This is a genomic window from Nesterenkonia alba DSM 19423, from assembly GCF_000421745.1.
GTDB classification, from domain to species: domain Bacteria; phylum Actinomycetota; class Actinomycetes; order Actinomycetales; family Micrococcaceae; genus Nesterenkonia; species Nesterenkonia alba.
Genome location: NZ_ATXP01000001.1, coordinates 138,063 through 163,349, shown reverse-complemented (window position 1 = coordinate 163,349; position 25,287 = coordinate 138,063). Strand labels below are relative to the sequence as shown.

Sequence of the window (25,287 nt, the reverse complement as noted above, 5' to 3'; positions counted from 1 at the left end):
ACCATTGGCGTCAAGCCACTTTCCAGCTGCCTTTACGCCAGCGCTGACCTGCGGTTTCTACGTTGATCCCATGAGGTTCCGGTCACCCCGGAACAGCACGCGATGGGTCATAAGGAAGGTGAACGACCGATGCAGTTGGCCGCACTTCGCTCGATATATGAGGCTGAGCCTCCGTTCGCGACCGTCTATCTGCAGGCTTCGGATCCCTCTGCTGAAGCGGAGCATGAGCTGAGTCTGCGGTGGCAAGCGCTGCGCGACGAGCTCGCCGACGCTGGAGCGCACGATCAGACCCTGGCCGCCCTGGACACAGCCGTGACCTCCGATCCGGTCGCCGTCCACACCGAAGGGCGGGTCCTGGTAGCCAACCGGAGTGGTCTGCTGCTCAATGAAGCGTGTGACGCCACCGGGTCCGCCGGGGACCGGGCCGTCTTCGGTGAACCTGCACAACTGGGTGACTACATCCGTGAGCGGGCCCGCTCCGTCCACGCCCTGGTGGTCCTGGTCGACCAGGAGCGCGCCACCCTCCAACGGCGGGTCTTCACCTCCTCCGAGACCCTGGAAACCGGGCCGGAGACCCGTGTAGAGGGGTCAGCGACAGAGACGGTCAATAAGCCCCGTGAAGGCGGAGAGCATCACCGGCGGATGCAGCAGCGCGCCGATGAGGCCGCTGCACTGAACATCCGCGATATCACTGAGGAGGTACGCAAGGCTGCCGACCGCTGGCGCCCCGATGTTGTGGTGGTGGCCGGGGAGGTCCAAGGCCGCAAGCGGCTCCTCGGTGAGCTTCCGACAGACTTAGCTCAGCGGGCCCATGAGCTGGAAGCCGGCGGTGGGATCCCCAATGATTCCGCCGACGACGGCGCCATCGCCGCTGTCGAAGAGGAGCTCTCCTCGCTGGGTCGGCGGTTAACCATTGAACGGGCCAAGGAGGTCACCGAACGCTTCGGTGATGCCAAGGCCAACGGCCGCGCGGTCGAAGGTGCAGAGGACATTCGCCGGGCCGCGCAGCTGGGCGCGGTGGAAACGCTGCTGCTGCGTTACACCGCACGCGCTGAAGACGAGGACGAACTCCTGCGTGCCGCCGCAGAAGTCGACGCCTCTGTGGCACTGGTGGGAGCCGATGTCGCCGACCATGCCGCAGCGATTCTGCGGTATGAGGCTCCGGTGGATCAGATGGAGACCCAGGCAGCAGCCTAGGCACCCTCCCGCCTCACTCGGCCAGTCTGCACGCAGTGCCGAGAGAAATCACAGGCACGGTCAGAAGGCACGTGGCGGCGGGCTGAGCCGGTTCAGCTCGATGCCGAGCTCCCCGACCACACACCAGTCGGGGTCGGCGTTACCGTCGGGGAAAGCCGGGCGGTAGACCTGCAGTCCGGCTTCCTCGGCGATGAGGGCCCCGGCAGCCCAATCGTGCTCTTGGATGCCGTACTCCGCGTAGGCATCCAAGGTGCCGTCGGCGACCATGCACATATCGAGGGCGGCGGCACCGAGTCGGCGCAGGTTGCCGAATGTCTCGAGCATGGCTGCTACGGCCTGGGCCTGGTCTTGCCGCCGCTCAGCGTCGTAGCCGAAACCAGTGGCCAGCAGCCCCTCCCGGGCCACACCGCGGGGACCGCGCAACCGGATCTGCTCGGGGTGGTCATCGTGAGCCGTGTAGGCGCCCTGCCCACGAATGGCCCACCATCTGCGGCGCAGCACGGGGGCCTCCACCACTCCGATGATCCACTCCCCACTGGGGGCTTGCAGTCCCACTGACGTGCCGTAGTAGACCACACCACGCACAAAATTCGTTGTCCCGTCGAGTGGATCGATGCTCCACCGGTACCCGGTGGGTTCGCTCACCTCGGTGGTGCCATACTCCTCCCCGGAGATGACGTCGTGGGGTCTGTATGCGGCGATGACCTCCCTCACGGCGTCTTCGGCTCGCTTGTCGAAGTCCGTGACGAGGTCAGAGGCGGAGGATTTTGTCTCGATACCAGTGTCCGCGTGGCTTAAAGCGATCCCTGTGGGGGCGATCTGCGCACGGCGGCTGAGCACCTGGGCCCCGGCGGCGGTGGCCTCAGTGGCGATCGTGAGCAGACTCTGCAGTGTGCTCTGCGTGGGCATCTGGCTCATGTGGTTAGCCCTTCGGGTCCGTGGGTGAGCAGGTCGGTGAACTGATCCTCGGTCAGCACCGGGACACCGAGGGATTCAGCTTTCGTCAGTTTGGAGCCGGCGTTCTCCCCGGCGACAACATAATCGGTCTTCTTGGACACTGAGCCGGAGGCCCGGCCTCCCCGGGCGATGATGGCCTCCTTGGATTCGTCCCGGGAGTAGTTCTCCAACGAGCCGGTGACCACCACGGTGAGCCCTTCCAAGGTACGGGGAGTGGACTCATCGACGTCGTCTTCCATCCGCACCCCGGCTTGCGCCCACCGCTCGACCAGGCGGCAGTGCCAATCCACAGCGAACCATTCACGGATGGAGGCGGCAATGACCGGGCCGACCCCGTCGATACCAGCGAGTTCTTCTTCATCGGCAGCACGGATTTTGTCCATGGAACCATATGCCGAAGCCAGGGCTCGGGAGGCGGTGGGCCCCACATGGCGGATCGACAGAGCCACCAGGACCCGCCACAACGGCTGCTGTTTGGCTTTGCCGAGTTCACGCAACAGCGTCTCGGCACGGTCGTTGGGGGTGCCGTCCTGTTTGGCGAAGTAGCGCTCGACCGTCCACAGTCCGGTGCGGGACCAGCTGCGGGTCTCTGCCTCGTAGATGCGTTCTTCCCGCCAGACGTAGATGTCTTTGAGGTCGGCATGGGTGAGGTCAAAGAGGCCGGCCTCATTGGTGAGCACCGGCTGCTGAGGTGTGGGGGCGCCGTCGTCGTCGAAGACCACAGGTGCTCCGGTCTCGGTGACTGCCTGCCGGTTGATGAGTTCCGGGCCCGGACGGCGGTAGTCCGGGTTGGTCAACGCCAGCCCTGACTCTTCACCCAAGCCTTCGATGTCCAGGGCTCCCCGCGAGCCGATGTGGATGACCCGCTCGCTCAGTTGGGCCGGGCAGGATTCCGCATTGGGGCACCGGTAGTCCACATCACCTTCTTTGCCGGGAGCCAAGAGGGTGCCGCACGCCGGGCAGTGTTCGGGGAAGACGTATTCACGGAGTTCATCTTCTCGACCTTCCCGGGCAGGGAGGACCGGTCCGAGGACTTCGGGGATGACATCGCCGGCTTTGCGGACGAAGACGTCGTCGCCAATGAGCACCCCTTTCTTTTTCACGATCTCCTGGTTGTGCAGGGTCGCCTTGGAGACCACGGATCCGGCCACCGGCACGGGTTTCAACACGGCAAAGGGGGTGACCCGTCCGGTGCGCCCGACCTGCTCGCGGATATCCAGCAGGCGAGTGGTGACCTCTTCGGGCGGGTACTTATACGCTGCCGCCCAGCGCGGCACCCGGGAGGTGTGCCCCAGGGCGCGCTGTTGTTCGAAGTCGTCGACTTTAATGACGACGCCGTCAATCTCGTGGACGAGGTCGTGTCGCTTCTCGAGGAACTCATCCAGGTAGGCCTCAATCTCCTCGAGGCTGTCCAGGACGCGGGTGTAGGGACTGACCGGCAGCCCCCAAGCGGCGAGTTGATCGTAGGTTTCGTGCTGGGAGGTCAGCACCAGGGATGAGCGGGCCCCCACCCCGTGAACGAACATACTCAGCGGGCGTTCGGCCGTCTTGGCCGGATCCTTCTGCCGCAGTGACCCGGCGGCAGCGTTGCGGGGGTTAGCCAGCGGGGCTTTACCAGCGGCGACGAGCTTCTCATTGAAGGCCTCAAAGTCGGCGGTGGGCATGAAGATCTCCCCGCGGACTTCGATCTCCTCAGGGTGGTTATCCCCGGTGAGCTGGTGGGGGATGTCCTCAATGGTGCGGACATTGTGAGTGACGTCTTCACCGGTGGTGCCGTCTCCGCGCGTGGCGGCCCGCACCAGCCTGCCGTACCGGTACAGCAGGCTGATGGCCAGCCCGTCGATCTTGACTTCGACCAACCAGCGCGGTGGTTGACCGGGACGCATCCTCTCCAGGGAGGCGACGGTACGGTCGTACCAGGTGCGCAGCTCATCCCGTGAGAAGAGATCTTCCAAGGAGTACATCCGCTGCAGGTGCTCGACCGGGGCGAAGGCCGACGACGGGTCAGCACCGATCTGCTGGGTCGGGGAGTCGGAGGTGACCAGCTCCGGGTGGGCGGCCTCGATCTGCCGCAACCGCCGGATGAGCTGGTCATACTCCGCATCAGAGATCAGCGGAGCGTCTTTCTGGTGGTAGGCCACCTGGTGGGTGCGTACCTGTTCGACGAGTTCGGCGTACTCCTCGCGCAGTCCCGCCTCAGGGGTGGAGACGGCGTCGTCGGGCTGTTCAGTCACGTCGCACAGTCTACTGAGGAGCACTGACGTACAGCACCGAGAACTCCGGAACCCCTCACTGTTTCGGTGCGCGTTCTTCCGGTGAAGAGTCCTCTGCTTCAGGCAGCCAGACACACGGCAGGCCCACCGGTGCGTACACCAGCGGGCCTGCCGTGACTGGGGTCAGCCGAAGCTGCCCGGAAAGGACGGGGGTTAGCTCTTGGCCTCAGTGTCCCCGCTGACGGTGTCGACCGGGTTGGTGGCCGGGCCGGAGACATCGTCGGCGTCCTTGTAACCGGTACCCACGGAGGGACCGGGCTCCCCGCGCAGCTCCCAGGTGGTCACCGCGGCGGTGTCCTCCGGGCCGGGGATGTACTCCGGGTCCTCCATCAGGCGGCCAGCCTTGCGATCGGCGAAGTACTGTTCCATCTCCCGTTTCACCACCGGGGCCAGCACGACCAGACCGATGACATTGATGAAGATGCACAGGAAGAGGGCCGAGTCGGCGAAGTCGATGATGTTGGCGAAGGACACGATGCAGCCCACCACGATCATCACGCAGACGATGAGCCGGAAGATCGTGTCCCCCACCTCGGACTTGCCGAACAGGTGCCGCCAGGCCTGGATGCCGTAGTAGCTCCACGTGATGAGCGTGGAGAAGGCGAACAGCGCCACACAGATGGCCAGCAGCACCGAGAAGCCCGGCAAGAAGGTGTCGAAGGCGTTGGCCGTCAGACCCACCGGGTTGTCGTGACCTTCACCGATGGAGGCCTCGTAGTCGGCAGGCCAGGCGAAGATGATGACCAGAGCGGTCATGGTGCAGACCACCACCGTGTCGATGAACGGCTCCAGGGAGGCCACGAAGCCCTCCGAAACCGGCCGGCGGGTCTTCACCGCGGAGTGGGCGATCGGAGCCGAGCCAATGCCGGCTTCGTTGGAGAAGGCCGCACGCTGAACACCGATGATGATGACACCGATGACACCACCGGTAATACCCTCCGGGGAGAAGGCGCCAACGAAGATCGCCGAGAGAGCGTCCCCGATATTGGTGATGTTGGCCAGGATGACCACCAGGCAGGCCAGCACGTAGATAGCGGCCATGATGGGCACGATCTTGGCGGTGGCCGACCCGATGCGCTTGATCCCACCGATGATGACCAGGGCCACCAGTGCGGCAAAGATGATGCCGAAGATCAGTGCAGTCAGCTCAGACTCGAGGAACTCGAAGGTGTTCGGGCCGCCTTCGAGCTCGTAGACGCTGATGCCTTCGGCTTCGAGAGCTTCGCGCTCCTCGTCGCTGAGCTGCATCTCGTCGATGGTGGCACCGGCGGACTGTACAGCACCGTAGGTCTGGTTGGCCTGGAACATCCCACCACCGATGATGCCGAAGAGCATCACCGAGATAGCGAAGACACCGGTGATGATTGCCACCGGCAGCCGGCCGAGCCGGCGGAAGGCGATCGGCAGGTACCGGAAGGGTCCACCGCGGACTTCACCGTTCTCATCGATGGTGCGGTACCGCACCCCCAGGGTGCATTCCACGAACTTGGTACACATTCCGAACAGTCCGGCCAGCACCATCCAGAAGGTGGCACCGGGACCTCCCAGGGAGATCGCGGCGGCCACACCGGCGATGTTGCCAAGCCCCACTGTTCCGGAGACCGCTGCGGTCAGTGCTTGGAAGTGGGTGACCTCACCGGGGTCGTCCTTGCGGGTCCACTTACCGCGGACCGCCTCGAGGGCGGCGCCGAAGCCGCGGAACTGCACGGCTTTGAAATAGATGGTGAAGCCGATGGCGGCGATGATCGCCCACAGCACCACCAGCGGTCCGTCCCAGAGCATGCTGTCCTCGGGGAACGGGTTTCCTAGCGGAACCTGGACTTCGGTCCCGAAAACCAGGTTCACGAAGAATTCGGTGGCCTGCCCGAAACACGCGTCGACGACGTCGGCGGCGTTCTGTACCGCGCTTTCGTCAGGGTCGGCAGGGGGCGCCCCGCAGATTCGAGTGTCCCCCCTCGACATCATTATCTGCTGCCATCAGCAGCCCTTGTGCACCCATGGTGTTCATCCCCTCAGGTCAGAGTAACGAGGTACGTGATCCAACACTCCTGAAGGAGTATTTCACTCCCAGAATGTCAGCAATATACTCCCACTCTGTTTCGGATGCTTTGCAGAACACGCACAGATGTAAACATTATGTTTCTCGTGAACCTCTCAGATCACGAATGTGTTACATAGGTGCCTGTTCTGCTGATCCGTCGGGGCACCGGGCGCTCAAGCGGCGGAGCTCAGCCCTCGATCCCCAGTTTCTCCAGCACGATCTGGCGGACCTTTCCGGCATCGGCCTGGCCTTTGGTCTCCTTCATGACCGGACCAATGAGCGCACCAATGGCTTTGAGTTTGCCGCCTTTGACTTTCTCGACGACGTCGGGATTCTCCGCCATGGCTTTTTCCACGGCCGCAGTGAGCGCACCGTCGTCGGAGACGACCTCGAGCCCACGCTGGGCAACAATCTGCCCCGGGCTGCCTTCCCCATCAAGGTGGTATTCGAGGACCTGCCGGGCGATCTTGTCGTTGATCTTCCCGTCCTCGATGAGCTGGTTGAGCTCAACGATCGTGGCCGGCTCCACCCCGAGTTCAGCCGGAGCGGTCTCCCGCGCATTGGCCAGTCGGGAGAGCTCTCCCATCCACCATTTGCGGGCCACAGCGGGACTGGCCCCCTGTTCAACGGTCTGTTCGATCTCATCGAGGAGGCCAGCAGCGACGACATCACGGAATTCAGCATCCGAGTAGCCCCAGGCTTCACGGAGCCGACGGCGCCGCTCGGCTGGCGGCTCGGGCAACTCAGCCCGCAGGGTCTCGATCCACTCTTCGGTGGTGACGATGGGAACCAGATCCGGTTCGGGGAAGTACCGGTAGTCATCCGCGTCGGACTTGATCCGTCCCGGGCTGGTGGTCCGGGAGGTTTCCTGCCAGTGGCGGGTCTCCTGGACGATACTGCCGCCAGCGGCGAGCACGCCGGCGTGGCGGCGGATTTCGTAGGTCACCGCGTGTTCGACAGCCCGCAGGGAGTTGACGTTCTTGGTTTCCGAACGGGTCCCGAATCGTGATGCACCCTTGGGCATCAAAGAGACGTTGGCGTCACAGCGGACGTTGCCCCGCTCCATGCGGGCATCGGAGATCTTCAAAGCTTTAACGATGTCCCGGATCGCCGAGACGTAGGCCCGGGCCACTTCCGGGGCGCGTTCACCGGCACCGGTGATCGGTTTGGTGACGATCTCGATCAACGGCACCCCGGCCCGGTTGTAGTCCACCAGAGAGTAGTCCGCACCTTGGATACGTCCGGAGGTTCCGGCGTGGGTGAGTTTGCCGGCGTCTTCCTCCATATGCGCGCGTTCGATCTCCACCCGGAAGATCTCCCCGTCGTCGAGTTCGACGTCGAGCCAGCCGTCATAGGCGATGGGCTCGTCGTACTGGCTGGTCTGCCAGTTCTTGGGGGTGTCCGGGTAGAAGTACTGTTTACGGGCGAACCGGCAGGACTCGGCGATAGAGCAGTTCAGTGCCAACCCGAGTTTGATGGCCGACTCCACCGCACGTCCGTTGACCACCGGCAGCGTGCCGGGTAGCCCGAGGTCAACCTCGTTGACGTTGCTGTTGGGTTCATCCCCGAAAGCGTTGGGGGCCGAGGAGAACATCTTCGAGACAGTGTTGAGCTCCACGTGGACCTCGAAGCCGAGGACCGGCTCATACTTCTTAAGCGCTTCCTCGAAGCTCAGTGGCTGGGGGTCTGTCAACGTCTCATTCATCAGTGGACCTCCTCGAGTTCGGGGATCTGCTGCCAGATGGCCTCACCCTTTTCACCGAGCAGGTGCTCCAGGGCTCCAGCAGCGTGGTAGGCGCGGATGTCCTCACGGGCCGGGGCGAGGAACTGGATGCCCACCGGCAGCCCCTCGGATAGCCCGCCGGGCACGTTGATCCCGGGGATCCCCGCCAGGTTGGCAGGGATCGTCGCGATGTCGTTGAGGTACATCTTCAGCGGGTCGTCTAACTTCTCCCCGAGTTTGAACGGCACTGTGGGGGCGGTGGGGCAGATCAGCACCTCGGCCTGCTCGAAGGCGCGGTCGAAGTCCCGTTGGATGAGGGTGCGGATCTTCTGAGCGGAGCCGTAGTAGGCGTCGTAGTACCCGGCGGAGAGCGCGTAGGTGCCCAGCACAATGCGGCGCTTGACCTCAGGACCGAATCCGGCGGCACGGGTGGCGGCCATGACCCGTTCGATGGTCAATGGCCCGTCATCGGGTAGTACTCGTTTGCCGTAGCGGACCCCGTCGTAGCGGGCCAGGTTGGAGGAGGCCTCCGAGGGCATGATGAGGTAGTAGGCCCCCAGCGCGTAGTCGAAGCTGGGACAGTCGACTTCGACGATCTCAGCCCCGGCCTCTTTCAGCGACTCCAAGGACGAGTGGAAGGCATCGAGCACGCCCTGCTGGTATCCCTCTCCGTGGGAGAGCTGCTTGATGACCCCGATCTTCTTACCGGCGACGTCGTGCTCGGCGGCGGCCCGGGCGAAAGCCGGCACGGGGTCCGGCAGGGAGGTGGAGTCCTTGGGGTCGTGGCCACCGATGAGCTCGTGCAGCAGTGCGGCGTCCTCCACTGTGCGGGCACAGGGACCGATTTGATCTAAAGATGAGGCCATGGCGATCGCACCGTAACGGGAGACTCCGCCATAGGTGGGCTTGGTGCCGACGGTACCGGTAAAGGCCGCTGGCTCCCGGATGGAACCACCGGTATCAGTGCCCAGCGCCAGAGGTGCCTCGAAGGCGGCAACGGCCGCGGCCGAGCCTCCCCCGGAACCGCCCGGGATGCGTTCGGTGTCCCAGGGGTTGCGCGTCACCCCGTATGCGGAGTGCTCAGTGGAAGAGCCCATGGCGAACTCATCGAGGTTGGTCTTACCCAGGATCGGCAGCCGTGCGGCCCGGATTTTCTCCACCACCGTGGCGTCGTAGGGACTCATCCACCCTTCGAGCATCTTCGACGCCGCTGTGGTGGGCTGACCCTTGGTGACGATGAGGTCCTTAATGGCGATGGGCACCCCGGCCAGCGGGTGCAGTTTCTCCGCCTCAGCTCCCCCGGCGGCACGGATCTTATCCACCCCGGCGGCGGTTTCTAGTGCTTCCTCTGCATTGACGTGGAGGAACGCGTTGATCGTGGGCTCGACCTGCTCGATGCGGCGCAGATGCGCCTGAGTCAGCTCCACGGAGGTGATCTCCCCGGCGCGGAGTTTAGCGGCCATCTGGGCCGCGGTGAGTTGAATCATGGGGTCCATGCTTAGGCCTCCTCGTCCAGGATCGCCGGGACCTTGAACCGTCCGGCGTCAGCGTCAGGAGCGTTCGCCAGGGACTGCTCCGGGGTGAAGGTGTGGCCGATGACGTCCTCGCGGAAGACGTTGGTCAGCGGCAGGGGGTGGGAGGTGGCGGGGACGTCCTCACCAGCGGCCTCCTGCACGGTCTTGACGGCGTCGACGATTTCGCCGAGCTCTTCAACGGTCTTGTCCAGCTCTTCCTCGGTCATGGCGATATGGGCCAATCTGGCAAGATGCTCGACGTCGGCACGCGAGATCTCAGACATGCAGCTCCCTTGAGTAGTTTCAGATTCGTGGAAACGTCTGCCGCTCATCCTATCGGCCTACGGTGAGCCTTCCGGTGCCCGCTGGGGACTCCGCAAACCTCTCCTCCTTTACTCGCGCTTCACCTTGCCGAGCTGCGAAAGCGTAGCTCGGTAAGGTTAAGCCGCTCCCACAAGGAATCCTCCGAGGTTTGCTCCGCCCCCATCGGGAACCGGGCACAGGCGCTAACGATCAGTGGTCGCCGGAGACGACGTCGACAAGGATGACGGTGACGTTGTCACGTCCCCCTGCTTTCAGCGACGCGTGAATCAACCAGTCGACGGTGTCCTGGGCACTGCGCCCGGCGTTGAGAATCTGGGCGATCTGCGCGTCGGTGAGTTCTCCGGTCAGCCCGTCGGAGCAGATCAATAGCCGCTGCCCCGGGGTGACCGTGGCGGTGGAGAAGTCCGCTTCGAAGAAGTCCCCGGCACCTAGAGCCCGGGTGATGACATTGCGCTGCGGGTGGGTCTGGACCTCATCGGCGGTGATCATCCCGGAGTCGACGAGGTCTTGGACCTGAGAGTGATCCCGGGTGAGGCGGATGAAGGCGCCGTCGTGGAGAAGGTAGGTGCGCGAGTCGCCGATGTTGAACACCAGCCACTGCCACTGGTTCTCCGTCTCCACCACGACCGCCCCGGAGAGCGTCGTCCCGGCTTTGGAGTCGGTGGCCTGACGGATGCGGGCATCGGCGTCGTCGAGGAAATGCTGGATGTCTGCTTCGGTGACTCGCCCCTGTGCGCGCTCCCACCCTTCAGCGAGGGCCTCGACCGCCAGACGGGAAGCCACCTCCCCAGCTTCGTGGCCGCCCATACCGTCAGCAACGGCGAAGAGGTTATCGGCCACGACGTAGGAGTCTTCGTTGAGCTCACGGCGCAGTCCCACGTGGGAACCGCAACCGTAGTCGACGTAGGGCTCCTGGAGGGTGTCAGGACTGTTCGCGCTCATTGTCACTCCCCCATCTTGTCACGGATCGTTGCCTTCCTGTGATCCGCGACGTGTCATTTTTTACCTCATCGTGATGTGCGTATGCCCATCGCCCATCCCCCTGCTAGGCGGTGGGTTCGTCAGGAGCGCTCTCCAAGACGATGCTGGAGGCCCCGGTGCGTAACAGCATCGCGGGGGCGACTTCCCCGAAGCCGCGCACCACCCGGGGCGGCTGGGGTACCAGGAGGTAGTCGTCGCGGCCTTCGAGAGCCTCGGCGGTGGCCGCGTCGACGAGCACTGTGCCGGGATCAGCCAGGGCCGTCAGCCGCGCGGCGAGGTTAACCACTGGTCCGTAGATGTCCCCCATCCGGGAGAGCACCCGCCCCCACACCACCGAGACCCGGGCCTGGGGCAGCACATCATCGGCGGCGATCGCCTCAGAAAGCGCCAGGGCGATCTCCGCACCGGCCTCAGGAGTTTCGGCATTGAAGAGCACCTCGTCACCGACGGTCTTGACCAGCCGGCCACCACCGATGCTGATGATCTCGGCGCATTTGGATTCGAACCGTTGCACCATCTGGGCCAGGGTGCGTTCACTCATTTGCCGGGACAAAGAGGTATAGGAGACCAGGTCGGCGAACCCGACGGCTCGGGCCAGGGGAAGGGGGGAATCGTCGTCGTCCTCCCGCCCCAGAGAGGCCAGACCAGATTCAACCCGCACGGTCAGCCGTTGCAGGGCGGCAGAAAGCTGCCTGCGCCAGGCGTAGCCCATCAGCTGCTGGATCGGCTCGATGAGCCGGGGCAGGGTTTCGACCACGTGACTACGAGCTTCGGCGTCGGAGAGCTGCTCGTTGGCGATTTTGTCCTCTACCAGCGCCTCGATCTGCCACACGACCATCCGATCAGTCATCTGCCCCACCGAGCGGGTCAGCGAGATGGCAGTCTCCTGGTTGAGGTGGCCTTCGCGGACGAGTTCAACCATCGTGGTCAGCGCCTCGGCGTCCGCCTCTGTGAAGGCTTTGACGTCGTCATCCAGGTTGGGGAACCCCAGGGCGCGCCACAACCGGCGGGCCGAGTGGGTGGAGACCCCCATACGGGCGGCCATCTGACGGTAGGTCAGGGTCCGTTCAGCCCCCAGAAGGCGGTGTTCCAACTCCCGAATGGAGCGGTGCCACTCGCGCTGTTGGAAAGTCGGCACCGGGATGGCTGCAGTCTCCGGGTTCCGCTCATAGGTCTCATCCACAGATCCGCTGAATGCCTGGGCTTCCACGGTCTCTACCGGGGTGGCGGCACTAGGGGCGGAGGAGTCGACCCGGGCGGTGGTGACCCCGCGCGCCGGGAAATCGGACCAGTCGGCTCGGGCTGCGGCGAGTTCGTCAGCGGTGTAGTCATGGGGCTCGACGGCGGCGAATTCGGCGGTCTCACCGGCCATGTAGTCCGCTGGGGCTCCGAAGCCGCGGCGGGTGGCCCGCTCCCAGGCTTCCCGTCCGGAGTCCTGATGTTCTTCAGCCATAGGCTCCGCCGAAGGAGGCGTGCGGAACATCCCCGTATCCATGGGCAGGACCGGGGTGGGCGGGGCTGTTCATCTGCGCCCAATAGTGGGCGTTAGCACGACGCCGGTACTCGGCGAGTTCTTGGGCGATGAGGGTGTGAAACCGGGCGGCGTCGGGCATATCCCGCAATGTGGTGCGCTGGTACTGGTTACCGATCCCGTGGATGAGGATGATGTCACCGGCTTCGACCACCCCCTGGGCTCGGGATTGCCGCCAGTCCACTTGAGTCAACAGACCCAGGGGGACCACCACCGCTTGCGCGGCGCCGATCATGTTTTTCTGTACCACCCGGTGGCTGGTGAGGTAGGTGATCCGATTCAACCAGGCCAGCGCGGGTTTGACGGTGCCGAAGGCCACCACGAGCAAACCGATGGCCCAGACGGCGAAGACCCCGATGTGGCTGTAGTGAACGATGAACGCCGGCTGGGTGGGGCGGGTGATGTAACCCAACAGGAACATCATCACCGCCACGGTGACCAGCAGGTTGGCTGCGGCGGGGATCAGGGCCCGCCAGTGGGCACGGGTGCGCACGATGACCTGCTCGCCGTCGACGAGTTTCAGCGGCACCGACGCACCTCCTTGACCTCACGAGCCCGGGCTATCCCGCCGGGGACTCTGGTGTGACCATCTCTCTTCCGCCCGATTCTACGTGGCTTCGGCACCGCCGATCAGCTGTGCGCTCGTGAGGAGCGCAGGTGGATGACATCGGCGGCGGTGAAGTGCTGGACAGCCGCCGGCACAGGCTCCCAGAGGTCCTGGGGCCCGCCTCCGGCTTCGGGGTCTAACCGGGTACGACGACGTTCGGTGACCTCGACGATGAGCCCGCCGTCGTCGTCGACTCCCACTGCGGTTCCGCGGGCGGCGGTCTGGTCCGGCAACTCCACCCGCACCCGAGTGCCAAGGGTACTGATGGCGGTGACGATATCTGCCCGCAGCGCAGCGATACCACCGGTGGCCTCGGCGGTCTCGTGCAGGTGGCGGAATCGGCTCAACCAGGCCACGAGCAGGTCAGTACGCAGGGCCGCTGCCTCTGTGCTGTGTGCCTTCGGGGTCTGTTGCCCAGAGGCGGCCAGTTCCGCCCGTAGGGAGGTGGAGTGTTCGGTGGGCAGTTCATCGGCCCCCTGAAGGACGTTGATGCCGCAGCCGAGGATGACCGCACCGGAGTCCTCTGCGGGGAGGACCGCCAGCAATCCGGCGATTTTGCGACCGTCGATGAGCACATCGTTGGGCCATTTCAACCCGGCAGCCAGACCGTGTTCCTCACGCAATATGGTGACCAGCGCGTAGCCGGCCACCAGGGTGAACCACGGTCGTTGAGCCTGCGGAAGAGATGAACGCAGCACCACGGAGGTGGACAGGGAGGCTCCCCGGGGGGAAGACCACCCCCTGCCGAGCCGGCCCCGTCCGGCGGTCTGCTCCTCGGCGGTCAGCACACTGAAGTGCGGCCACCGGTTCACGAAACCGGGCTGGGTGGCGTCGGTGAGCAGCTCATGATTGGTCGATGTCGTCGTCTCTGTGACCTCCAGCCGGGAGATGACCCCGGTGTCCATGAGCTCACGCTGCAGCCGCTGCACCTGAAGTGGCGTGGGGTTATCCGTCATAGCTGCAACCTACTTCAGAGCCAGTCTGCGATGTTGTAGGGGTTCCACAACGGCTTCCGGTGACGCTGTGCTTAAACTGGCGGCTGATTTGTAGAGTTTCCATCACGACGCCGAGAAGCGAAAGGCCCCATGAGCGACGCGCCTGATCTGAACAGCACCGCCGGCAAGCTCGCCGAGTTCCGGCGTCGTCGCGATCAGTCCTTGGTTCCAGCCGGCGCCGCCGCGGTGGAGAAACAGCACAACCGGGGTAAGCTCACCGCCCGGGAGCGGATCGAGATGCTGCTGGATGAGGACTCCTTTGTGGAGTTCGACGCTCTGGCGGTGCACCGCTCCACGGCCTTCGGTATGGAGAAGAAGAAGCTGGTCGGTGATGGGTTGGTCTCCGGGTACGGCACCATCGAGGGCCGGCTGGTGGCTGTTTACGCCCAGGATTTCACCGTCTTCGGCGGGTCACTGTCGGCGGTCAACGGCAAGAAGATCGTCAAGGTTCAGGAGTTCGCAGCCCGCAACGGCTGCCCGGTGATCGGCATCAACGACGGCGGCGGTGCTCGCATCCAGGAGGGTGTGGAGTCTCTGGCGATGTTCGCCGATATCTTCCGTAACAACGTCCACTCCTCCGGGGTGGTGCCGCAGATCACCCTCATTATGGGCCCGGCGGCTGGCGGGGCGGCTTACTCTCCGGCGCTGAACGACTTCATCATCATGGTGGATAAGACCTCCCATATGTTCATCACCGGGCCCGATGTCATCAAGTCGGTCACGGGCGAGGACGTGGATATGGAGACCCTCGGTGGGGCGCGTTCACATGCGACCACCACCGGCACGGCTACCTACATGGCCCAGGATGAAGAAGACGCCATCGAGTTCGCCAAGGAGCTGCTGGAGTTCTTGCCGCTGAACAACCTGGCCGAGGCTCCGGTGGAGGCTGCGGAGGAGCGCCCTAAAATCGAACCGGAGGATCAGTCGCTCAATGAGCTCATCCCCGATTCGGCCTCCGCGCCCTATGACATGACCGTGCTGATCGAGCAGCTGGTCGATGACGGCTACTTCCTGCAGTTGCAGAGCCTGTATGCACCGAACATCATCATCGGGTTCGGGCGCATTGAGGGCCGCAGCGTGGGGGTGGTGGCCAATCAGCCCAGCCAGTTCGCCGGGACCCTTGACATCGCCGCTAGTGAGAAGGCGGCTCGGTTTGTCCGGTTCTGCGATGCGTTCAACATCCCGATCCTTACGCTGGTGGATGTGCCCGGGTTCTTACCTGGTACGGACCAGGAGTTCGGCGGCATCATTCGGCGCGGGGCCAAGCTGCTCTATGCCTACGCGGAGGCCACTGTGCCGAAGGTCACCGTCATCACCCGTAAGGCGTTCGGTGGGGCTTACATCGTCATGGGGTCTAAGAAGCTCGGTGCGGATGTGAATCTTGCCTGGCCCACCGCTCAGATCGGGGTGATGGGCGCTCAGGGTGCGGTCAATATTCTCTACCGCCGTGACCTGGCTGCTGTGGAGGCCGAAGGCGGAGACGTGGAGGCCAAACGGGCCGAGCTCATCGACCGGTATGAGGCGGAGCTGCTCAACCCGTACCAGGCAGCTGAACTGGGGTTCATCGACGCCGTCGTCGAACCGGCCGAAACCCGCTGGCAGGTCACCAAAGCCCTCCGCGCCACTTACCACAAACGCGAATCCCTGCCCGCTAAGAAACACGGAAATATCCCCCTGTAATGGCACACCACATGACCCCTGCCCCTTTAGGTGTGAAGGCCGGCGCCGCCGCAGCCGGCCGAGAGGCGCGCGGGCTCTGCCCGCCGCCGGGACCAGCACCGCAACACGGAAATATCCCTCTGTAATGGCACACCAACTGACTACCTCGGAGACTGCCTTGCTGGATATCCGCGGGCCGGAGTTGAGCACCGAGGAGACTGCCGCCGTGGTGGCGGTCATCGCTCGTCTGGCCTCGGCCGATGGAGGTGGGGACGACGACGCCGGCACCACCGGTCCCACTGACCGCACCACCCAGCGGCGTCACCGGCTCCACGCCAATGCCCACGGGCTGTGGGGTCGGCCCGGTCCGGGGTCCTGGACTCAGGCGGCGGGGGGTCTGCGATGAGTGCTGCACGCCAGCGTGCTGGGGATCGTCCAGCGCGGCTGATCCTCGCCTCAGCTTCCCCCTCGCGGAAGATGATTCTGCAGCAGGCGGGGATCGCCTTCGACGTCGTCGTCTCGGATGTGGACGAACCGACAGTGGTGCAGCAGGCGGCGGAAGCCTCGGGACCGTTGTCGCCGGCCGATGAGGCATTGTTGCTCGCCCAGGCCAAGGCTGAGGATGTCGCGTCCCGTCCGGAGGCTCGCGGAGCGTTGGTGCTCGGCTGTGATTCGGTGTTCGAGCTCGATGGTCTCGCCTACGGTAAGCCGATCGAACCGGAGGTCGCTATCGCCCGGTGGCAGCGGATGCGGGGGCATACCGGAACGTTGCACACCGGTCATTGGTTGGTGGAGGCCGCACCCACTGGTACCGAGGCCACGCACTGGGCCGGTGCGGGAATGGAGGTGCTGCTGGGCTCGGTCCCCGGTGGGACTGGTCAGTTCCGCGCCGCGTGGGAGACGGTTTCTTCCGATGTGGTCTTCGGTCACCCCACTGATGAGCAGATCCGGACCTATGTGGCCACCGGGGAGCCGCTCTACTGTGCCGGCGCGTTCACTCTGGAGGGCGGGGCTGCGGAGTTTATTGATCGGGTCGACGGCGACCGCGAGGCGGTCATCGGGGTCTCTCCGGCGGCCTTGCACCGGCTGGCCGAACAGCTGGGGCACAGCATGACCGAACTGAGAAGCGAAGGATGAGCATGACCAACACGTTCAGCAAAGTACTCATCGCCAACCGTGGGGAGATCGCGGTGCGGGTGATCCGTGCCGCCCGCGATGAGGGGCTGTCCACTGTGGCGGTCTATGCCGAGCCGGACCGCGACGCCGTGCATGTTCACTTAGCCGATGAGGCCTTCGCCTTGGGTGGGGAGTCGGCTGCGGAGTCTTATCTGGTGGCGGAGAAGGTGCTGGAGGCGGCCCGGGCCACCGGTGCTGATGCCGTCCACCCCGGTTATGGGTTTCTGTCCGAGAACGCGGAGTTCGCCCGGGCGGTGCAGCAGGCCGGACTGGTGTGGATCGGGCCCTCCCCGGAGGCGATCGAGACTCTGGGGGATAAGGTCTCGGCCCGTCAACTGGCGGAGAAGGTCGGTGCTCCCCTGGCCCCGGGCACCAAGGAGCCGGTCAGTTCGGCCAAAGAGGTGCTGAAGTTCGCGGAGAAGCAGGGCCTGCCGATCGCGATCAAGGCTGCCCACGGTGGCGGCGGACGCGGCATCAAGGTGGTGCGTGAACGCGATGAGATCGTCGAACTCTACGAATCAGCGGTCCGTGAGGCGACCGCCGCCTTCGGGCGGGGCGAGTGTTTCATCGAGAAGTTTCTGGATAAGCCACGCCATGTGGAAACCCAGTGCCTGGCTGATGCGCATGGCAACGTGGTGGTGGTCTCCACCCGGGATTGCTCCCTGCAGCGGCGCAACCAGAAGCTCGTGGAGGAGGCTCCGGCCCCGTTTTTGACCCGGTCGCAGAACCGGCAGCTCTACCGGTCCTCGAAGGCGCTGCTGAAGGAGGCTGGTTACACCGGTGCGGGGACTTGTGAGTTCCTCATCGGTCAGGACGGGACCATCAGTTTCCTGGAGGTCAACACACGCCTGCAGGTGGAGCACCCGGTGACCGAAGAGGTCACCGGGATCGACCTGGTGCGCGAGCAGTTCCGCATCGCCCGGGGGGAGAAGCTCGGCTACGACGACCCGGAGGTCCGCGGGCACAGCATTGAGTTCCGTATCAATGGAGAGGATGCCGGGCGGAACTTCATGCCCGCCCCTGGTGTGCTCCAGCAGTGTGAGATGCCACAGGGTCCCGGTGTTCGGGTGGATTCGGGGGTCCGGGCCGGGGAGACGATCTCAGGGGCTTTCGACTCCATGGTGGCCAAGCTGATTGTCACCGGGGCGGATCGGCGGCAGGCGCTGCAGCGGGCCGCACGGGTACTGGATGAGACCCGCATCGAGGGGATCCCCACGGTGTTGCCGTTTCACCGGCAGGTGGTGGAGCACCCGGCGTTCGCACCGGAGTTGCGCAATCCGAAGGCTTCCCGGTTCAGTGTGCATACCCGGTGGATTGAGACGGAGTTCGACGGTGTCATCGAGCCGTACAACACGTTGACTGCCCGGCCGGATGCCTCCGGCCCGCAGGCCCGTGAGGAAGTCGTCGTGGAGGTCAACGGCAAACGGGTCGCGGTCAATGTTCCCGCCACCCTGGCTGCCGGGAAGCTCTCTGGTGCGGCACCGTCGAAGAAGAAGCGGCGCCGTCGTGCCACCTCAGCTGCAGCCACCGACGGCGATGCGCTCACCTCCCCTATGCAGGGCACGGTGGTGAAGGTCGCCGCCAAGGACGGTGCGAAGGTCGCTGAGGGGGACCTCGTCGTCGTCCTGGAGGCGATGAAGATGGAACAGCCCATCACCGCGCATAAGGCGGGCAAACTCAAGGGGCTGAAGGTGTCACCTGGCACCGGGGTGAAGGCCGGTGAGACCCTGGCGACTATCGAAAGCTAAACCCGTCCCCCATTGTGGTGGGCGGTGCGCCAACGCCGGTAGGCCAAGAGGGTCAGTGTGAGGACCACCGCCCAGGCGATGACGACTACGGCGCCGGTCATCACCCCCGGTTCTGCGACGAATCCCCCCAGAGCCACGAGGGAGATCTGACCCGGAATGATGGACAGGAACGTCGCCGGTAGGTAGACATGGTGCGGGACCCCGAAGGCTCCGCTGCCGTAATTCACCGGCCAGTACGGCACCCCGGGCATCAGTCGTAGCGTGCAGACTGCCTCAAAGCCTGCGCTGGTGAGGTGGTGTTCCACCCGGGCCCGGTAGCGGCCCAGCATGCGTTTGACCGTGGGTTCACCCAGGGCCCGGGCCAGCCAGTACGCTGCCCAGCAGCCCAGGAAGGCTCCGGCGACCGAGAGCACACTGCCCAGCACTGTGCCGAAGAGGAATCCACCGGTCATCGCCATGATGGTCACCGGGATGGGTGTGGTGGCCACCAGCGCGTAGAGTCCGACGAAGATGAACCAGGCGGCCCAGCCGAACCCGTCGATGGTGGTCTGCAGTTCCTCGGCTGGGGGCAGGTCGACGTTGAAGACCAGCCACACCATTCCCAGCACGACCAGGACCAGGGCGGTGTTGCGCGCGGCAGCTACCCAGGGGGATTCGACCTCGGCACGGTCGCTGGGAGAACGTTTGCTGACGGAATGGTCAGGTTCGGGGTCGTGGGGCGGATGCATCCCGGCCATGCTACGCCGTCGGCGGGCTGACCCCGGTGGTTGAGGGGTAGCCGGCTGAAGAAGGGGACAGTTCAGTAGTAGACCGCCAGGGGGCCGTTGGGCCCGTCAATGACGTTGACTTCGGTGTTGAAGATCTCGCTTAAGACCTCATTGCGCATGATCTCTTCTGGGGTGCCGTGCTTGACGACCTGACCGTGCTTCATCGCGAGGATCTTGTCCGAGTAGTGGGCAGCGAAGTTGATGTCGTGCAGCACGATGACGATCGTGCGACCCAATTCGTCGGCGGCACGGCGCAGCTGCTTCATCATCTGCACGGCATGCTGCATGTCCAGGTTGTTCAGTGGTTCATCCAACAGCACGTAGTCGGTCTGCTGGGCCAACACCATGGCCACATAGGCGCGTTGCCGCTGCCCCCCGGAGAGCTGGTCGAGGTAGCGGTTCTCCAGTTCGGTGAGGTTGAGGAAGTCGATCGCCTCGGAGATGTACTTCTCATCCCCCAGAGTCAGTCGGCCTCCGGAATGGGGGAAGCGGCCAAAGCCGACCAGTTGCCGGACGGTCAACCGGGTGACGAAGTGGTTTTCCTGACGCAACACCGAGAGGATTTTCGCGATCGCTTTTGACGGGGTGTTGACGACGTCGTGCCCGGCCACGGTGATCTGGCCCTGGTCGATGTCCAGCAGGCGGCCAATCATGGTGAGGATGGTCGACTTACCCGCCCCATTGGGGCCCACTAGGGCGGTGATGCCACCTGATTCGATCTCGGTGGTGACCGGTCCGATCTGGACGGAGTCGCTGTAGTCCTTCTGGACGTCGGTGAGAGTAATCACAGGCGGCCCTTTCGCAGGATGAAAATGAGGAACACGGTGCCGCCGATGAGCTCGACGATCACGGTCACCGCTCCCCCGGCGTCCCAGACGTGCCGGAGGATGAAGTAGCTACCGGAGAGGATCGCGTAGCCGAAGAGGAACCCCATGGGGAACAGCAGGCGGTGGGAGTAGGTGTCGGCGAACTGGTAGGCCAGGATCGCGGTGAGGAAGCCGAGGAACATCATCGGGCCCACCAGGGCAGTGGCCATGGAGATCAGCACCGAGACCAGGGCCAGGATGAGGATCAGCTCGCGTTTGTAGTTCACCCCGAGGTTCAGCGCGGTGGATTTCCCCAGGGCGATGACATTGAGCTTATGCGCCCGCACCCACAGGAACCCGGTGACCAGCAGGGCGATGGGAATCGCATACGGCAGGTACTCGGCACGGGCGTTGGAGATGTTGCCGAAAAGCCGGGCGGTGAGTACATCGAACTCACTGGGGGTGAGCATCCGCTGCATGAAGTTCGACAGTGACCCCAGGGTTCCGCCGATGACCACACCGACCAGCAGCATGATGTGCACATTGGAGAACTTCCCGCTGAGCAGCCAGGTGTAGAGCGCAGTGGCCAGCAGCATCATCATGGCCATCTGCAGGAAGAACTGCGGCACCCCGACGAGCATCGTCACCCCGGCCATGCCGAAGACGTAGACGAACATCGTCTGGATCGCCGTGTAGAGGGACCCGAAGCCCATGATTCCGGGAGTGATGATCCGGTTGTTCACTGCGGTCTGGAAGGCGATGGTCGCCATGGCGTGGCAGAGGGCCACCACACCGATGGTCAGCAGGGAGTCACGTCGCATATCGGCGATGACCCACCATCCATCAGAGCCAAACTCCGCGGGATTGTTGTAGCCCATGATGCCGATGGTGAACCCGACGGAGAGCACCCCGAGCAGGATCATCATCAGCACATAGTTACGCATGTGCTTGCGGTCGGTGATCGGCTTGGAGTGGCGCTGCTGTGGTGCCTGCTGCTCAGCGGTCTTAAACATCATCGTTGACTCGTCTCCTCGCGGGATCCTGGAGACCCGGCAGGTATCTGCTCACTCAACTGGCCAGCCCTCCCTTTCGGCGCTGCCGCAGCAGCAGTCCGACGAAGACGACGCCGCCGACCAGTCCGAGTACCAGCCCGACGGGGATCTCGAAGGGGGCTCGGATGGTCCGGCCGATGAGGTCGCAGACGGTGACCACGCAGATGCCCACTAGACACACCCAGGGGAGGTTACTGCGCAGGTCATCACCGCGGAAGAGGGCGACAATATTGGGCACGACCAGCCCCAAGAACGGCAGGGTTCCCACCACAGTGGCGGTGACCCCGGTGGCGACCGCGACCATGGCGGTGCCCATGAACAGCACGAAGGCGTAGTTCAGTCCCACATTGGTGGCCATGTCTTTGCCGAGCCCGGCCACGGTGAACTGGTCCGCGACGATGAACACCAGCACGGTGACCGCCAGCACGATCCACATCAGTTCGTAGCGGCCCTGGATGACCCCGGTGAAGGATCCGGCGAACCAGATACCTAGGGTCTGTAAATGGTCGGTCATCAGCGCCAGGTACGTGGTGAAGGAGGAGACGACCGCACCGAGCATGATGCCGATGATCGGCACGATGAGGCTGGACTTCAGCGACACCCGGCGTAAGAACATAAAGAAGACCATGGTGCCGATGAACGCCATGAAGGTGGCACCCGACATCCGGGCAAAGAGGCTCGCCCCGGGGAAGAGCCACATCACCAGGATCAGTCCCAGTCCGGCCCACTCGGTCGTTCCGGTGGTGGTGGGTTCGACGAAACGGTTCTGGGTCAGCAGCTGCATGATGACCCCGCACATCGCCATGGAGGCCCCGGCCAGCACCAGCGCCACAGTGCGTGGAATCCGGGTGATCCCGAACATCCAGAAGTTTTCCCAGTCTTCGCCACCGAAGACATCGAACTGCCCGGTCAGCAGGGATAGCACCAGCAAGACCAGGGTGACGAGGATGGCGACGAGGAATGCGGGAGTCCACAGCCGGCGTCGGCGGTGCCGTCGCCCGTCATCGACGAGGACGTCGCGGCTGGTCTGGGAGACGTCCTGCCGCAGGGTGGTAGTCATAGGGGCTTCCGGGTCTCGATCGGCAACGGGCGAGTGATGAAACGAAGGTAAGGCAATGCTATGGGTGTTCTGCCACACGCGTCGAATGCGCTGCCTTCATGCCGGTGCCCCGCTCGCTCAGGTGAGGGAACGGGGCACCGTGATCAAGGCACCGGCCTCGGCGTCTTACTGGGCGTCCTCCAGGGCGTCAGCGAAGTCGCGGAGGAACTCGGTGTAGGCCTGGATGTCCTCGGTGAGGTACATGTCATCCGGGGTGTAGACGATGTTGCCCTCCTGGACAGCGGTGACTTCCTGCAGGGCCGGGGATTCGGCGAGCAGTTCATCAGCCGGCTGGTAGTCGGGGTCGTCGGAGTCCAGTCGGGCATCGCGGTCGGTCACCAGCAGCCAGTCTGGGTTAGCGTCGGCGATGGCTTCTACGGAGATGTCATCACCGTGGGCCTCATCTTCGGCGTCCTGTTCCAGGGCGGGCACCAGGTCAAAGGCGTTGAACAGTGGGCCGATGGTCCGTCCGGTACCTGGAGCCAGGTACTGGATGTCACCACCGGAGGTCATCAGACCCATCACTGTGGACTCTCCGTCGTAGAGTTCGGTGACACGGTCCACCTCGGCTTCGAACTCGTCGATGATCTCCTGGGCGGTCTCCTGCTCGCCGAAGACCTCGCCGAGCTTCTCCGTCTTCTCGATGAGCCCCTCGATGAAGGTGTCCGGGTCGTTGACGGCTTCATCGAACTCCAGGACCACGGTGTCGTAGCCGGCGGATTCTGTGACATCGATGATGTCCTCGTAGTACTGGCTGTAGCGCTGGCCGTTGATGATGAGGTCGGGCTCAGCGGCGATGATCTGCTCGAGGTCCGGTTCGCGGTGGTTACCGGTGTCGAGGATGTCCTCATCGGTGGCGTAACCGTGGGTCTGCTCATCCATCAGGGAACGGGCGGCCACACTGAGCTCCACACCGAAGGCTTCCAGCGTGCGGAAGGAACGGTTGTCAAAGGCTCCGATGGACTCCGGGGTCTCCGGAATCTCGTGGGTGCCGTGGTCATCCTCGATGGTGAGGCCGCCAGCTTCGGCGTCGTCACCATTGTCCTCGGCGTCGTTGTCATCACCGTTGCTGTCAGCATCGGTGACTTCTGTGTCGGTGTCCTCGTCGGCGTCGTCGTCGCCATTGTCACCGCAGGCGCTCAGCGCCAGAGTTCCAATAGCGACCACGGAGAGAAGCTGGAGGAAACGGTTCTTCTCCTCAGCGGGTGCAGTGGTCATGCTCATCGAAGGGTACCTTCCTTGGTCATTATTCGACTTAGCCTGTCCTAAGCTGAATAGAACCCTAGCTCTTCCCTAATGAGGCTGCAAGGTCGATGTCGTTCCGTGACATCGCCGGCGCGGCATCACCCCGCGATACCCTGAGGCCGTGGTTGATACCGGCGATCCGCACCATCCCGCCCTCTCTGACCAGGCACTGCAGCTTCTGGATTCACTGGAGGAATACACCGAGGACGCCGCTGACGAGACAAACATCACACTGCGGAAACAGGGGTGGGATCCACAGACGGTCGCCGCCGTGCTCACCCAAGCCCGGCTGCGCCGGGATGCCCGCGGCAAGTTCGGTGACCGGGCCGAGCGCATGCTTTTCACTCCCACCGGATTGGAGCAGGCCACCCGCTGGCCTGTAGCACTGCGACATGCTGAACGGTTCGCCACAGCCGGGGTCCCTCGTGTGGCGGATTTAGGGTGTGGGCTCGGGGCCGATGCCATGGCACTGGCCGAGGCTGGACTGGAGGTCACAGCCGTGGAGGCCGATGCACACACGGCGTGGATTGCCGCCCATAACCTGGCCCCCTTCCCGCAGGCGGAGGTACTGCACACCACAGCCGAGCAGTGGGCGGCCGCGCATGGGCTGGTGCGCCAGACGGATCCCGTACCGCGTCAGGAGCAGGCTCAGGCCCCGTGGGGTGTGTGGCTCGACCCGGCGCGCCGGAACCGGCGCTCACGCCTATGGAATCCCGAGGAATTCTCCCCGCCGCTGAGTTTCATCACCGCCGTGGCGGCCAACGGTGTACCCCTGGGGGTCAAGCTGGGTCCCGGGATCCCCCACGAGGTGATCCCCGCTGACTGCGAGGCCGAATGGGTCAGCATCGATGGTGAGCTGGTGGAGGTCGTCCTGTGGTTCAATGCTCTCTGCCGACGGAGAACTCTGCCCCGCCATACAGCAGGCTCCGCGCCCGCAGCAGACTCTGAACACTCCGCGGAGCCCGAAGACACTAGTCGGCTCATCCGTCGGGCCGCTACGGTGCTGACTAGCCGAACCACTACACCGCGTGAGAAACAGCCTGGGCCGAACATCCAGCAGCCGAATACCCACCACAGTGCCGAGCTGACCTCGACCGAGGACTTCGGTTCCGGCCCCGAGCCTGCCCCGGCCGGCCCCGACGGGCTTACCGGTGTGCTCTACGAACCGGATCCGGCGGTCATCCGTGCCGGTCTCGTCGCTGACCTCGCCGAAACCTGGGGAGGGCGACTACTGGATGAGCACATCGCCTACTTCAGCCTCCCCCACACCTCGGCGCCGGCAGGGGAAGCTCCCTTGGCGCGCGGCTACCGGATCCTGGAGGTGATGCCCTACTCCCCCAAGCGGCTGGCCCGCTGGTGCGCAGAACATCAGATCACCAGTGTGGAGATCAAAAAGCGGGGGGTCGACGTCGTACCCGAACAGCTGCGGTCCACCATTCTGCCGAAGAAGCGGCGGGGCAGGGAACCCCGCCACGCTGTCTTCATTCTGGTACGCATCGGCCCGGAGCGTTTCGCCGCTGTGGTGGAACCGGTCTGAGTGCGGCGGCGAGCACAACACGCCACTCAACCGCCGCACTCAGGGCACCGCATTC

The 25,287-nt window shown here is 64.4% G+C and carries 21 protein-coding genes; 6 read left to right on the top strand and 15 right to left on the bottom strand.

Going from position 1 to position 25,287, the window contains the following annotated elements; all coding sequences use genetic code 11:
- Positions 1 to 129 precede the first annotated feature (129 nt).
- A complete protein-coding gene (locus H578_RS0100755) occupies positions 130 to 1,197 on the top strand; it encodes a baeRF2 domain-containing protein (RefSeq protein ID WP_028463795.1) in 1,068 nt (355 codons plus the stop codon).
- A 60-nt stretch (positions 1,198 to 1,257) separates the two neighbouring features.
- On the opposite strand, the gene H578_RS12245 is transcribed toward H578_RS0100755, so the two are convergent.
- The 10 genes from H578_RS12245 to H578_RS12220 form a co-directional block, all read right to left on the bottom strand.
- The gene (locus tag H578_RS12245) at positions 1,258 to 2,115 is read right to left on the bottom strand and encodes an inositol monophosphatase family protein (protein ID WP_245554861.1); all 858 of its coding nucleotides are present in this window, start codon (positions 2,113 to 2,115) and stop codon (positions 1,258 to 1,260) included.
- The gene (gene ligA / locus H578_RS12240; protein WP_051130738.1) at positions 2,112 to 4,397 is read right to left on the bottom strand and encodes an NAD-dependent DNA ligase LigA; all 2,286 of its coding nucleotides are present in this window, start codon (positions 4,395 to 4,397) and stop codon (positions 2,112 to 2,114) included. The genes H578_RS12245 and ligA overlap by 4 nt, the downstream gene beginning before the upstream one ends.
- Positions 4,398 to 4,580: 183 nt before the next feature.
- On the bottom strand, positions 4,581 to 6,392 hold the full coding sequence (locus H578_RS12235) for an alanine/glycine:cation symporter family protein (protein ID WP_245554859.1): 1,812 nt from the start codon (positions 6,390 to 6,392) through the stop codon (positions 4,581 to 4,583).
- A gap of 263 nt (positions 6,393 to 6,655) precedes the next feature.
- Complete coding sequence (gene gatB / locus H578_RS0100735; protein ID WP_022871801.1) at positions 6,656 to 8,173, bottom strand: Asp-tRNA(Asn)/Glu-tRNA(Gln) amidotransferase subunit GatB; 1,518 nt, start codon at positions 8,171 to 8,173, stop codon at positions 6,656 to 6,658.
- The gene (gene gatA / locus H578_RS0100730) at positions 8,173 to 9,687 is read right to left on the bottom strand and encodes an Asp-tRNA(Asn)/Glu-tRNA(Gln) amidotransferase subunit GatA (RefSeq protein WP_022871800.1); all 1,515 of its coding nucleotides are present in this window, start codon (positions 9,685 to 9,687) and stop codon (positions 8,173 to 8,175) included. The genes gatB and gatA overlap by 1 nt, the downstream gene beginning before the upstream one ends.
- Before the next feature lie 2 nt (positions 9,688 to 9,689).
- Positions 9,690 to 9,989, bottom strand: a complete 300-nt coding sequence (gatC, locus tag H578_RS0100725; protein ID WP_022871799.1) for an Asp-tRNA(Asn)/Glu-tRNA(Gln) amidotransferase subunit GatC — start codon at positions 9,987 to 9,989, stop codon at positions 9,690 to 9,692.
- 229 nt (positions 9,990 to 10,218) lie between these two features.
- Entirely contained in the window at positions 10,219 to 10,971 is a 753-nt protein-coding gene (locus tag H578_RS12230) for a PP2C family protein-serine/threonine phosphatase (RefSeq protein ID WP_022871798.1), read from the bottom strand.
- 103 nt (positions 10,972 to 11,074) lie between these two features.
- Entirely contained in the window at positions 11,075 to 12,463 is a 1,389-nt protein-coding gene (locus H578_RS12225) for an adenylate cyclase regulatory domain-containing protein (RefSeq protein ID WP_022871797.1), read from the bottom strand.
- Positions 12,456 to 13,070 carry a hypothetical protein gene (locus H578_RS0100710; RefSeq protein ID WP_022871796.1) on the bottom strand — a complete coding sequence of 205 codons (615 nt, stop codon included), beginning with the start codon at positions 13,068 to 13,070 and terminating at the stop codon, positions 12,456 to 12,458. The genes H578_RS12225 and H578_RS0100710 overlap by 8 nt, the downstream gene beginning before the upstream one ends.
- A gap of 101 nt (positions 13,071 to 13,171) precedes the next feature.
- Complete coding sequence (locus H578_RS12220) at positions 13,172 to 14,104, bottom strand: biotin--[acetyl-CoA-carboxylase] ligase (RefSeq protein WP_022871795.1); 933 nt, start codon at positions 14,102 to 14,104, stop codon at positions 13,172 to 13,174.
- Positions 14,105 to 14,233: 129 nt separating this feature from the next.
- On the opposite strand from H578_RS12220, the gene H578_RS0100700 reads away from it, so the two are divergent.
- The 4 genes from H578_RS0100700 to H578_RS0100685 all read left to right on the top strand — a co-directional run bounded on the left by H578_RS0100700 (position 14,234) and on the right by H578_RS0100685 (position 18,726).
- Positions 14,234 to 15,823, top strand: coding sequence for an acyl-CoA carboxylase subunit beta (locus tag H578_RS0100700; protein ID WP_022871794.1), 1,590 nt, complete (start codon positions 14,234 to 14,236; stop codon positions 15,821 to 15,823).
- Positions 15,824 to 15,947: 124 nt separating this feature from the next.
- A complete protein-coding gene (locus tag H578_RS0100695; RefSeq protein WP_022871793.1) occupies positions 15,948 to 16,208 on the top strand; it encodes a hypothetical protein in 261 nt (86 codons plus the stop codon).
- A complete protein-coding gene (locus tag H578_RS0100690) occupies positions 16,205 to 16,939 on the top strand; it encodes a Maf family protein (protein ID WP_022871792.1) in 735 nt (244 codons plus the stop codon). The genes H578_RS0100695 and H578_RS0100690 overlap by 4 nt, the downstream gene beginning before the upstream one ends.
- A 2-nt stretch (positions 16,940 to 16,941) precedes the next feature.
- Positions 16,942 to 18,726 carry an acetyl/propionyl/methylcrotonyl-CoA carboxylase subunit alpha gene (locus H578_RS0100685; RefSeq protein ID WP_022871791.1) on the top strand — a complete coding sequence of 595 codons (1,785 nt, stop codon included), beginning with the start codon at positions 16,942 to 16,944 and terminating at the stop codon, positions 18,724 to 18,726.
- Here the strand turns inward: H578_RS0100685 and H578_RS0100680 are convergent.
- From H578_RS0100680 to H578_RS0100660, 5 genes are all read right to left on the bottom strand, one after another.
- Positions 18,723 to 19,454: a TVP38/TMEM64 family protein gene (locus tag H578_RS0100680; RefSeq protein WP_022871790.1), complete on the bottom strand. Its 732-nt coding sequence runs from the start codon at positions 19,452 to 19,454 to the stop codon at positions 18,723 to 18,725. The genes H578_RS0100685 and H578_RS0100680 overlap by 4 nt on opposite strands.
- A gap of 71 nt (positions 19,455 to 19,525) precedes the next feature.
- Positions 19,526 to 20,281 carry an iron ABC transporter ATP-binding protein gene (locus H578_RS0100675; protein WP_022871789.1) on the bottom strand — a complete coding sequence of 252 codons (756 nt, stop codon included), beginning with the start codon at positions 20,279 to 20,281 and terminating at the stop codon, positions 19,526 to 19,528.
- The gene (locus tag H578_RS0100670; protein WP_022871788.1) at positions 20,278 to 21,315 is read right to left on the bottom strand and encodes an iron chelate uptake ABC transporter family permease subunit; all 1,038 of its coding nucleotides are present in this window, start codon (positions 21,313 to 21,315) and stop codon (positions 20,278 to 20,280) included. The genes H578_RS0100675 and H578_RS0100670 overlap by 4 nt, the downstream gene beginning before the upstream one ends.
- 52 nt (positions 21,316 to 21,367) lie before the next feature.
- Positions 21,368 to 22,411, bottom strand: coding sequence for an ABC transporter permease (locus H578_RS0100665; protein ID WP_022871787.1), 1,044 nt, complete (start codon positions 22,409 to 22,411; stop codon positions 21,368 to 21,370).
- A 165-nt stretch (positions 22,412 to 22,576) separates the two neighbouring features.
- Positions 22,577 to 23,668, bottom strand: coding sequence for a siderophore ABC transporter substrate-binding protein (locus tag H578_RS0100660; protein WP_028463792.1), 1,092 nt, complete (start codon positions 23,666 to 23,668; stop codon positions 22,577 to 22,579).
- 148 nt (positions 23,669 to 23,816) lie between these two features.
- Here H578_RS0100660 and H578_RS0100655 point away from each other — a divergent pair, with 148 nt between their 5' ends.
- Entirely contained in the window at positions 23,817 to 25,232 is a 1,416-nt protein-coding gene (locus H578_RS0100655) for a class I SAM-dependent methyltransferase (protein ID WP_022871785.1), read from the top strand.
- The last annotated feature ends 55 nt before the right edge of the window (positions 25,233 to 25,287 follow it).

Excerpts from the sequence above, each read along its gene's own strand:
- H578_RS12220 (WP_022871795.1), bottom strand. The coding sequence starts at position 14,104 with ATGACGGATAACCCCACGCCACTTCAGGTGCAGCGGCTGCAGCGTGAG.
- gatA (WP_022871800.1), bottom strand. The coding sequence starts at position 9,687 with ATGGACCCCATGATTCAACTCACCGCGGCCCAGATGGCCGCTAAACTC.
- H578_RS0100685 (WP_022871791.1), top strand. The coding sequence starts at position 16,942 with ATGACCAACACGTTCAGCAAAGTACTCATCGCCAACCGTGGGGAGATC.
- H578_RS0100695 (WP_022871793.1), top strand. The coding sequence starts at position 15,948 with ATGGCACACCAACTGACTACCTCGGAGACTGCCTTGCTGGATATCCGC.
- gatB (WP_022871801.1), bottom strand. The coding sequence starts at position 8,173 with ATGAATGAGACGTTGACAGACCCCCAGCCACTGAGCTTCGAGGAAGCG.
- H578_RS0100755 (WP_028463795.1), top strand. The coding sequence starts at position 130 with ATGCAGTTGGCCGCACTTCGCTCGATATATGAGGCTGAGCCTCCGTTC.
- H578_RS0100660 (WP_028463792.1), bottom strand. The coding sequence starts at position 23,668 with ATGACCACTGCACCCGCTGAGGAGAAGAACCGTTTCCTCCAGCTTCTC.
- H578_RS0100670 (WP_022871788.1), bottom strand. The coding sequence starts at position 21,315 with ATGATGTTTAAGACCGCTGAGCAGCAGGCACCACAGCAGCGCCACTCC.
- H578_RS12225 (WP_022871797.1), bottom strand. The coding sequence starts at position 12,463 with ATGGCTGAAGAACATCAGGACTCCGGACGGGAAGCCTGGGAGCGGGCC.
- gatC (WP_022871799.1), bottom strand. The coding sequence starts at position 9,989 with ATGTCTGAGATCTCGCGTGCCGACGTCGAGCATCTTGCCAGATTGGCC.
- H578_RS0100690 (WP_022871792.1), top strand. The coding sequence starts at position 16,205 with ATGAGTGCTGCACGCCAGCGTGCTGGGGATCGTCCAGCGCGGCTGATC.
- H578_RS0100665 (WP_022871787.1), bottom strand. The coding sequence starts at position 22,411 with ATGACTACCACCCTGCGGCAGGACGTCTCCCAGACCAGCCGCGACGTC.
- H578_RS12235 (WP_245554859.1), bottom strand. The coding sequence starts at position 6,392 with ATGATGTCGAGGGGGGACACTCGAATCTGCGGGGCGCCCCCTGCCGAC.
- H578_RS12230 (WP_022871798.1), bottom strand. The coding sequence starts at position 10,971 with ATGAGCGCGAACAGTCCTGACACCCTCCAGGAGCCCTACGTCGACTAC.
- H578_RS0100700 (WP_022871794.1), top strand. The coding sequence starts at position 14,234 with ATGAGCGACGCGCCTGATCTGAACAGCACCGCCGGCAAGCTCGCCGAG.
- H578_RS12245 (WP_245554861.1), bottom strand. The coding sequence starts at position 2,115 with ATGAGCCAGATGCCCACGCAGAGCACACTGCAGAGTCTGCTCACGATC.
- H578_RS0100680 (WP_022871790.1), bottom strand. The coding sequence starts at position 19,454 with ATGCATCCGCCCCACGACCCCGAACCTGACCATTCCGTCAGCAAACGT.